Source organism: Acutalibacter intestini (assembly GCF_034334985.1).
GTDB lineage: Bacteria > Bacillota > Clostridia > Oscillospirales > Acutalibacteraceae > Acutalibacter > Acutalibacter intestini.
Genome location: NZ_JAWXXL010000041.1, coordinates 19,564 through 28,122, shown reverse-complemented (window position 1 = coordinate 28,122; position 8,559 = coordinate 19,564). Strand labels below are relative to the sequence as shown.

General features: G+C 51.0%; 10 protein-coding genes and 2 rRNA genes. 10 read left to right on the top strand and 2 right to left on the bottom strand.

The features are described from left to right. Nucleotides 1–200 precede the first annotated feature (200 nt). Both U8U68_RS18715 and U8U68_RS18710 read left to right on the top strand, forming a co-directional pair. On the top strand, nt 201–659 hold the full coding sequence (locus tag U8U68_RS18715) for a GNAT family N-acetyltransferase (RefSeq protein WP_322203548.1): 459 nt from the start codon (nt 201–203) through the stop codon (nt 657–659). 36 nt (nt 660–695) lie between these two features. Then, complete coding sequence (locus U8U68_RS18710; RefSeq protein WP_322203546.1) at nt 696–1,508, top strand: class I SAM-dependent methyltransferase; 813 nt, start codon at nt 696–698, stop codon at nt 1,506–1,508. A gap of 86 nt (nt 1,509–1,594) precedes the next feature. On the opposite strand, the gene U8U68_RS18705 is transcribed toward U8U68_RS18710, so the two are convergent. Both U8U68_RS18705 and U8U68_RS18700 read right to left on the bottom strand, forming a co-directional pair. Next, a complete protein-coding gene (locus U8U68_RS18705) occupies nt 1,595–2,776 on the bottom strand; it encodes a DHHW family protein (protein WP_322203545.1) in 1,182 nt (393 codons plus the stop codon). Nucleotides 2,777–2,779: 3 nt separating this feature from the next. Then, complete coding sequence (locus U8U68_RS18700; RefSeq protein ID WP_322203544.1) at nt 2,780–3,391, bottom strand: hypothetical protein; 612 nt, start codon at nt 3,389–3,391, stop codon at nt 2,780–2,782. A 306-nt stretch (nt 3,392–3,697) separates the two neighbouring features. Between U8U68_RS18700 and rrf (U8U68_RS18695) the strand changes: the two genes are divergently transcribed. The 8 genes from rrf (U8U68_RS18695) to U8U68_RS18660 all read left to right on the top strand — a co-directional run bounded on the left by rrf (U8U68_RS18695) (nt 3,698) and on the right by U8U68_RS18660 (nt 8,543). Beyond that, nucleotides 3,698–3,814: ribosomal RNA gene (rrf, locus tag U8U68_RS18695) — 5S ribosomal RNA — on the top strand. A gap of 63 nt (nt 3,815–3,877) precedes the next feature. Then, the gene (locus tag U8U68_RS18690) at nt 3,878–4,432 is read left to right on the top strand and encodes a DUF6886 family protein (protein ID WP_322203542.1); all 555 of its coding nucleotides are present in this window, start codon (nt 3,878–3,880) and stop codon (nt 4,430–4,432) included. Between the two features lie 161 nt (nt 4,433–4,593). Beyond that, nucleotides 4,594–4,710: ribosomal RNA gene (gene rrf / locus U8U68_RS18685) — 5S ribosomal RNA — on the top strand. A 507-nt stretch (nt 4,711–5,217) separates the two neighbouring features. After that, nucleotides 5,218–5,646 (top strand): 50S ribosomal protein L13, encoded by a 429-nt coding sequence (gene rplM, locus U8U68_RS18680; RefSeq protein WP_322203540.1) that lies wholly within the window; start codon nt 5,218–5,220, stop codon nt 5,644–5,646. Nucleotides 5,647–5,663: 17 nt separating this feature from the next. Continuing rightward, entirely contained in the window at nt 5,664–6,065 is a 402-nt protein-coding gene (rpsI, locus tag U8U68_RS18675) for a 30S ribosomal protein S9 (protein WP_322203538.1), read from the top strand. A gap of 477 nt (nt 6,066–6,542) precedes the next feature. Beyond that, the gene (locus U8U68_RS18670) at nt 6,543–7,364 is read left to right on the top strand and encodes a ParA family protein (protein WP_322203536.1); all 822 of its coding nucleotides are present in this window, start codon (nt 6,543–6,545) and stop codon (nt 7,362–7,364) included. Then, the gene (locus tag U8U68_RS18665; protein ID WP_016220474.1) at nt 7,321–8,256 is read left to right on the top strand and encodes a ParB/RepB/Spo0J family partition protein; all 936 of its coding nucleotides are present in this window, start codon (nt 7,321–7,323) and stop codon (nt 8,254–8,256) included. The genes U8U68_RS18670 and U8U68_RS18665 overlap by 44 nt, the downstream gene beginning before the upstream one ends. 11 nt (nt 8,257–8,267) lie before the next feature. Further along, on the top strand, nt 8,268–8,543 hold the full coding sequence (locus U8U68_RS18660) for a DUF5720 family protein (RefSeq protein ID WP_004054662.1): 276 nt from the start codon (nt 8,268–8,270) through the stop codon (nt 8,541–8,543). Nucleotides 8,544–8,559 lie beyond the last annotated feature (16 nt).

Sequence of the window (8,559 nt, the reverse complement as noted above, 5' to 3'; positions counted from 1 at the left end):
TCAGCTTGGCAGTACTAATAGGCCGAGGGCTTGACCAAGTTTGTTCCCACCCTTGATTCGATTCCTTTCCTGCTTCTTTCGCTTTATTCAGTTTTTAGGGTACACGCCGGTTACGGCTTAAAGTTTATTACGTTAAATTTAGTCTATCCAGTCGGATAGGCTATTTTTTTCTATATTCACTTGGTAAAGAGGAATTTGTTATGAAGATTATTGCCCATACCATGCGGTATATGGGCGGCGTTTTATTAAATCCAGGCTGGGACCTGCGTAATTATGCGGACACTGATTACCTGGCCTACGCTGCCGCTTATAACGATTGCTTTTCTGATATGCGTCGGGCCCTTGGGCTTACCCCCATTTACTGCTGTGACAATAGAGAAACGCTGCTCTCTAAAGCGGAGGATATCTTTGTCCTAAAGGTGAAAGGAGAACTGGCGGGCTCGGTGGCCATATACGGAAGCGAGATCGACGACCTCTTTGTTGCAAAAAACCACCAGAGGAAAGGATATGGACAGGGGCTGCTGCGGTTCGCAGTGGCCCGTATGCAACAAGGCGGCGTCTGCCCGATTACCCTGCACGTGGCGGACTGGAACCGGAATGCCGTCCGGCTTTATCAGAAGAATGGCTTTCAAGTGATACACACAGAGGTTGTGAGATAGTGTTTCCCCACAAATGATTTGTTAGGAGCTTTTGCTATGGAAAACTTATCAAATGTGCTGAATTTTTATGAAAATTTAGGGGAGATCGACCGACTACACCGGGGCCTGGGCGTAGTGGAGGGAGCCAGAACTAAAGAACTCCTCTCCCGCTATATCGAGCCCGGCATGACTGTCTACGACGTGGGCGGCGGCGCGGGGTATTACTCTGACTGGTTGGCAGGACTGGGCTGCCAAGTCACTATGTTTGATCTGGCCCCATCTGCCGTGGCCTACGCCAAGACACATCAGACCGCTTTTTATGAGACAGTGACAGCCGATGCCAGGCGCTTGCCTGCGCCAGAGACCGCTTGCGATGCTCTTTTACTAATGGGCCCTCTTTATCATTTAATGGAGACGGAAAGCCGCCTACAAGCCCTTGTAGAGGCAAAGAGAGTTCTGCGTCCCGGCGGAGTGTTGGCGGCTGCTGGAATCTCTCGGTTTAGTAATGCAACCTGGACCTTGCGTACTTACGGGACTGAAAATCAATATATGGACGAAGAGATTTATATGGATATGGTTCGAAATGAACTGAGTGCAGGAGAGCATCATCGGCCTAAGGAGTACCCTACTTTCTTGACAGAGGCGTATTTTCACTCTCCGGATGCATTGAGGCAGGAAATAAGCCAGGCTGGATTTACAGTAGACGCCCTGCTGGCCGTAGAGGGAATTAGCTGGGTTACACCAGAATTAAACACGGTGTGGGAGAATGTTGATGCTCGGGAAAAACTGCTTGATATGGTTCGCCTTACAGAAAGTGAGCCTTCTCTCTTGGGGATGAGTCCGCATTTTTTTGCAGTGGCCAGAAAATAGACAAAGGAAAAACCTCTCAGTAGCTTTTAGCCTGAGAGGTTTTTAGTTCCATGGAGATATGGTATGGCTGGTTATTATAGATGCCTCTAAAATAGGCTTGCAAAGGTGTCCACAGCAGAATCCGTGCTAGTCATAATTACATTTGTAAGGATGATCACATCACTGGCGCTTACTTGGCTGGCAAGCTCTGGCACATTACCTGTGTAACTTCGATAATCTACTACATACACGTCCTGATAGTGGCTGGTGAGAAAGGGAATAAAGAAGTTTCCAAAGGACTCCTGCACCACCACACAAGCTGAGCCATCGTTTAGGTCGCTATTGTGCAGCACTTTATAGGGCTGGTCGCCGGCGGCAAAGATTAGATAGAGGAGAGAGGAATCATAGTCATCCCCATTGGCAATTACCGCGAAGCCTTCTTGGGTCACCCCGTCGCTGTCTGTAAAGTCTAGGCTGGTGTTGGCAGAGGAATAATAGGCGTCCACCGTGTCCATATAAAGGGCTTCCTCTCCTACCTGAGAGGCAAAACTGCCCATAAAACCTTCATAGGATTTCTTCTCAAATTGATCTAGGGATACGGCCTGGATGCCTTTGACCTGGCAGAACTGCTCATAGGCATAATAAGCTCCCAGTTGTGTCCAAGTGCGGTCTGAGTCAAAGTAAATATGTTCTGTGTAGTGGCTGGCCAGCGCGTTGATAAGAGGCACTGTTTTCACATTAGGATTCATGGCGTGAATGGATGGGTATATGTAGCGGTCAATGGCCTTGCGCTGGTCGCTGCTGTCCACGTTGTGCTCGGTCAAGTAACTGTCCGGCAGGCGTACATCCATAGCGGTCGGCACCACTATATTATATAAGGTAGCGCCGGATAAGGCGTTACCTGCGTTAGCCACAGTGGTAATATACTTGTTGGTAGCTTCTTCCGAAAAGTGATAGTATTCGTAAGCGCCGCCGTTTACCACCATTAGCCCGCCTATATCTTGTGGCGCGGAGTCAGGAGCAGTTTGAGGCGGAGCTGTGGATGTAGGCTCCGGCGTGGGCGCCGGGGTGGGAATTAGGTCCTGGGAAGAGGCAGAAGCCGTTGAAGCCAACTGGGAACTTTCCGGCGCGGGCTCCTCACTTCCGCCGGCCAGGCGGATAATGAGCACCGTAATGCCTACAATAAGCGCCAAAGCCAATAGAACCCAGACGATCCACGGAGGGCCCCTGCGCCGGCTGGGACGGCGAAAGGGAGAACCGCCCCGGCGAAAAACGTAATCTCGCTCCATAGCTTATGCCTGGGGGCCGCCCGGCTGGGCGTTTTGAGACTGCTGGATGTTTTGTTCAGGAGTAGAGCCTGGGGTAGAGGCCATGGGAGGGGTATACTGAGGGGGTGCGTACTGGGACGGATATGGCCCCTGCGGCGGCATAGGCTGTTGCTGCAAGGGGGACATTCCGGGTTGATAGGGCTGGGGGTATCCGGCGGGGGCTTGTACAGGAATGGGCTTAGGCTTTATCTGGCCGTAGGCCCGGTAGGCCAGGTCCGAGAGCAAGGGAATGTTTGCCTCGTTGTCTTTCCGTACCCGGATGATGCCCAAAATGCTGAATACCAGCGCGGCCAAAGTGATGAGCACAGCGAGAGCCGTGGAAGTAAAAGATAAGACATCCGTCAGGAAAGGCACACGCACCAGGCGCAAAGCCCAAGATACCACATCATTCACAAAATAGACAATCGCCGAAAGCATCCAGGCCTGAAGAGTTTGGCGGCCGGTCCATTCGTCCCGCTCGATAAAAATCGCGGCAGCGACCAATGCAGCCGCAATAAGGGGCGAGTGGAAAATAGCGGCTGCAAAAGCCGCAATGGGGTAAAAGCATAAAACAATGCCGAACTTACCTTTTTTCATAAGATAAAGAAGCCTCCTTCATAAGTTTGGTTTACAGGAAACCGATATTTTCCTATAAAATAGACACACTTGAAAACCAGATATGAACAATTTTCAAGCAAGCGGCTTTGCCCTTGGTTCAAAAGGAGCTTTCCCTTTTGAACTGCGTTAATTATAGTTTACGGCATTCAAGCAGGCAAGTCAAGGAATTTCTGTGAACATTTCCAAAAGCAAAAAAACTTGAAAAAAATTGAAAAAAGGGCTTGCATTTTCCGAAAGGATGTGGTATTATATCTAAGCAGTCAGGCGGTGAGCCTGGCAAGAGAAGTTGGTGTTGATTACAACGAGGGTCCACCCGTTCCCATCCCGAACACGGAAGTTAAGCTCGTTTGTGCCGAAGATACTTGGCTGGAGACGGCCTGGGAAAATAGGTTTTCGCCAACACAGAAAACGGTTTCCTTAATGGGAAGCCGTTTTTTGATTTTTAACCATAAGGGAATAGGGCTTATGCGGTTGTTTCATGTCAGCGAAGAATCGGACATTCAGATATTTCAGCCCCGACTGCCCTCCCGCAGGGATTTAGACCCAGCAGTGGGCCTGGTATGGGCTCTGGATGAGGCGCGGCTGCCTAACTTTTTGACGCCCAGGAACTGCCCCAGGGTGGCATACCATGTGGGGCCAGAGACCACCCAGGAGGACAGGGAACGATTCTTTACCAGCACAACAACCTGTCACGTGGTGGTGATTGAGCACGGGTGGCTGGAGGCGATGAAGAGTACCGTATTATATTTATATGAGTTTGATCCAGGGGATTTTTCTTTGCAGGACCAGGTAGCAGGGTATTATGTGGCAACCTCTCCCCAGCGACCCCTGGCAAAACACAAAGTGGAGGATCTTCTGGGGGAGCTAACCGCCCGGAACGTGGAGGTTCGACTGACAGATCAGCTGTGGGATATTGCTGACAGAGTGAAGGGCTCCACGCTAAATTGGTCACTGTGCAGGATGGCCTTTGCCAGGAAAAAAGCAGGACAAGAAGCGCGGGCTTTGGGAATTTCAGGATAAGGCCCATGATGGGAACATCTATATATGCAATAGTATTGTAGAACAGTATCATGATCTTGTATATTGAAAAGAACTTGAAAAAAATTGAAAAAAAGGCTTGCATTTTCCGAAAGGATGTGGTATTATATTTAAGCAGTCAGGCGATGAGCCTGGCAAGAGAAGTTGGTGTTGATTACAACGAGGGTCCACCCGTTCCCATCCCGAACACGGAAGTTAAGCTCGTTTGTGCCGAAGATACTTGGCTGGAGACGGCCTGGGAAAATAGGTTTTCGCCAACACTAAAAAGCAGCATCCATTTGGAAGCTGCTTTTTTTATTTGTATTTCAAAAAAGCCAAAAAGACCCGAGAAACGGTTCAGAGGAGAGGCCAGGGGAACTGCGCTGGCTGGTCCAGTTCCCTTTATATGCTATCGAGAATTTGTGGCATTCGTCGTTTCCTCTATGTTCAAACAAGCCCTAGTCGTTCAAAAATCCAATGATGTATTATAACTAAAATAACTTTTCATGCCGGGCCGATGTGGACAGGTGGATGGTCTAGCCGGTGATCATTGGCAAAAGGATGATTAGCGCAAAAGTACTTTAATGTTTTTTCGTCAGCTTCCGAGAACAAGAATGAAAATAGAAAAGGAGAACTGAAGAGATAAATCAGTAAAAACAGAAGAAATCAGAAGATTTTATCTATACCAATGAAAAAAACGGGAAAACCCGTTGACACCCAGGAAAACTTGTGCTATGATTTCCTAGTGAAAATAACTGAACGGCATGAAAGTTTGGAGGTTTTAAGCTATGTCAACTACTATGCCAAAGGCCGGCGAAGTCCAGCGCAAATGGTATGTTATCGACGCTGCCGGCAAGCCCTTGGGCCGGGTGGCTGCGCAGGCTGCCGTACTGCTGCGGGGCAAGCATAAGGTCACCTTTGCACCCCATGTGGACTGCGGCGACCATGTGATTATTGTAAACTGCAAGGATGCTGTACTCACTGGCGGCAAGGCGGAGAAGAAGTATTATTACCGGCACACCGGATACATTGGCCATCTGAAGGCCACCCGTTACGACGCGCTGATGCGCACTAAGCCAGAGCTGGCCATGCAGCTGGCTGTGAAGGGCATGATCCCCTCCAGCTCTTTGGGACGCAGCGCTATGGCGCGCCTGCGGCTGTACGCTGGCAGCGAACACAAGCACGCGGCCCAGAAGCCGGAAGCATGGAATATGTAAGAGGAGGATGTTAAGCTATGTATGAAACCGCACCCTATTTCTACGGCACCGGCAGAAGAAAGAGCTCTGTAGCCCGCGTGCGCCTGTATCAGGGCACTGGTAAGGTGACCATAAACGACAGGGACATTGACGATTACTTTGGCCTTGACACGCTGAAGTACATTGTGCGCCAGCCCCTGGCTTTGACAGGCACTAACGAAAAGTTTGACATTGTATGCCGGGTTTCCGGCGGCGGCGTTACCGGCCAGGCCGGCGCCATTCGTCATGGCGTGGCCCGCGCTCTGCTGCAATATGACAGTGAGAACCTGCGTTCTGCCTTGAAGAAGGCTGGGTTCTTGACCCGTGATCCCAGAATGAAGGAGCGCAAGAAGTACGGCCTCAAAGCGGCCCGTCGCGCTCCGCAGTTCAGCAAGCGTTAATCGGCTGTTCAAACCGTATCAAAATTGCTCAAAAACCCCGGAAAATCAAGGTTTTCCGGGGTTTTCTTATACCCAAACAAGCTGATATAGTTTGACCTGATTTGACACAACGAGAGCCATTTTCACCCAATTTTTAGTGGTTAAATATAGGACAACCGGCAAAAATGGAGGTAAAAAACGGGCTTAGTGGTTAAAAAATAGGACAACCACAGCCCTGATTTCGGGGTATTTCAGAGGCGATTTTTACTCCCTCTCACCCCTCAATTTATACGAGAACAGTTTGGCGTAGTTTGACCGAATTTGAATAATTGAATATGATTTTAATGCAGGCACTCAGCATTTTTTGCTGGGTGCTTTTTGCGTTTCCGGGGAACTGTATTCCGGGATCAGAAAAAGCCGTCACTTTTCAATTTATGAAGTGGCGGCTTTTTCTATTTCCAGAAGCAACCACAACGACTTAGAAATGAGGTGATTATCTTGAACACGCAAATCATCGCCATCGCCAACCAAAAGGGAGGTGTGGGCAAGACCACAACCTGTGCCAACTTAGGGATTGGGCTGGCACAGGCCGGAAAGAAAGTGCTTCTCATTGACGGGGACCCGCAAGGGAGCCTGACCATCAGCCTGGGCAATCCCCAGCCGGATAAGCTGCCTTTTACCCTCTCCGACGCGATGGGCCGTATCCTGACCGATCAGCCGGTCCGCCCCGGCGAGGGGATTCTGCGCCACCCGGAGGGCGTGGACCTGATGCCGGCGGATATTCAGCTGTCCGGCATGGAGGTGTCGCTGGTAAACGCTATGAGCCGGGAAACGATTCTGCGGCAATACCTGGACACCGTAAAGGGGCAGTATTCCCATATCCTCATAGACTGCCAGCCCTCCCTGGGTATGCTCACCGTCAACGCCCTGGCCACTGCCAACCGGATCATAATCCCCGTCCAGGCGGAGTACCTGCCCGCCAAAGGGCTGGAACAGCTGCTCTCTACGGTGAACAAGGTCAAGCGGCAGATCAACCCGAAACTGCAAATAGACGGTATCCTGCTGACGATGGTGGACAACCGCACCAACTTTGCCAAAGAGATTGCCGCCCTGCTGCGGGAAACCTACGGCAGCAAAATCAAGGTATTCGGCACAGAGATTCCCCATTCTGTCCGGGCAAAGGAAACCAGCGCGGAGGGCAGGAGCATTTTCGCCCATGACCCAGGCGGCAAAGTAGCCGAAGGCTACGCAAATCTGACCAAGGAGGTGTTGAAACTTGAAAAGCAGCGCGAAAAAAGTAGAGCTGGCATCGGTCGATGATCTGTTTACCACCGAGGAAAGCCGCGCCGACGCGGGGCGGGAAAAGGTGGTAGAAATCCCTTTAAGCGAGCTGCACCCGTTCAAGGGACACCCTTTCAAGGTCAAAGATGATGATGCCATGATGGAAACCGCCGACAGCATCCGGCAGTACGGCGTTCTGGTTCCGGCGATTGCCCGTCCTGACCCCAGCGGCGGCTATGAGCTGGTAGCCGGACACAGGCGGCATCGGGCCAGTGAACTGGCAGAGAAAGAAACCATGCCGGTGATTGTCCGGGATTTGGACGATGACGCCGCCACGATTATCATGGTTGACAGCAATTTACAACGGGAAAGCCTGCTCCCCAGCGAAAGGGCTTTTGCCTACAAGATGAAATTAGAAGCTATGAAACGGCAAGCAGGTCGGCCCTCCAAAGAAAATTGTTCCCAAGTTGGGAACGATTTTGGGAAGAAGTCCAGCGAGGTTCTGGCGGAACAGGTCGGCCAGAGTAAAAACCAAATTTTCCGCTACATTCGCCTGACCGAGTTAATCCCCGAACTGCTGAACATGGTGGACGAAAAGAAAATTGCCCTGAACCCGGCCTATGAGCTGTCCTTTCTCAAAAAAGAAGAACAGACACAGCTTTTGGACGCGATGGACAGCGAACAGGCCACCCCCTCCCTTTCCCAAGCCCAGCGGCTCAAGAAATTCAGCCAGGAGGGGCGTTTATCCATAGATGTAATGCGGGCGATTATGGGCGAGGAAAAGAAAAGCGATCTGGACAAGGTGACGTTTACCTCCGACACCCTGCGGAAGTATTTTCCCAAAAGCTACACCCCTGCCCGGATGCAGGAAACCATCATCAAACTGCTGGAACAGTGGCAGAAAAAGCGTCAGAGAGATCAGGAACGCTGAAAGGAGCGCCTATGAGAGATCACGTTGCCAGGGAGTTAAAGGGCCACAACATACTGGCTGTGGAACGGTTTCAGGATAAGACCCGCTGGATGGTGGAGTTTTCCGTCCTGCGGCCCCGTACCGCCTACGGCGCACCCGGCGATGAAACGCGCCTGTTTCTGGACGAGGACGGCTACCAGGCCGTTCTCGCCAGCCAGAAGCGCCGGGACATCAAAATCAAACGGTATGCCCGCGTCATTGAGGGGCATATCCTGGACTTCAAGCCCAAAAAGAAACGCCACCCGTAAACCCGACAAATTGAGA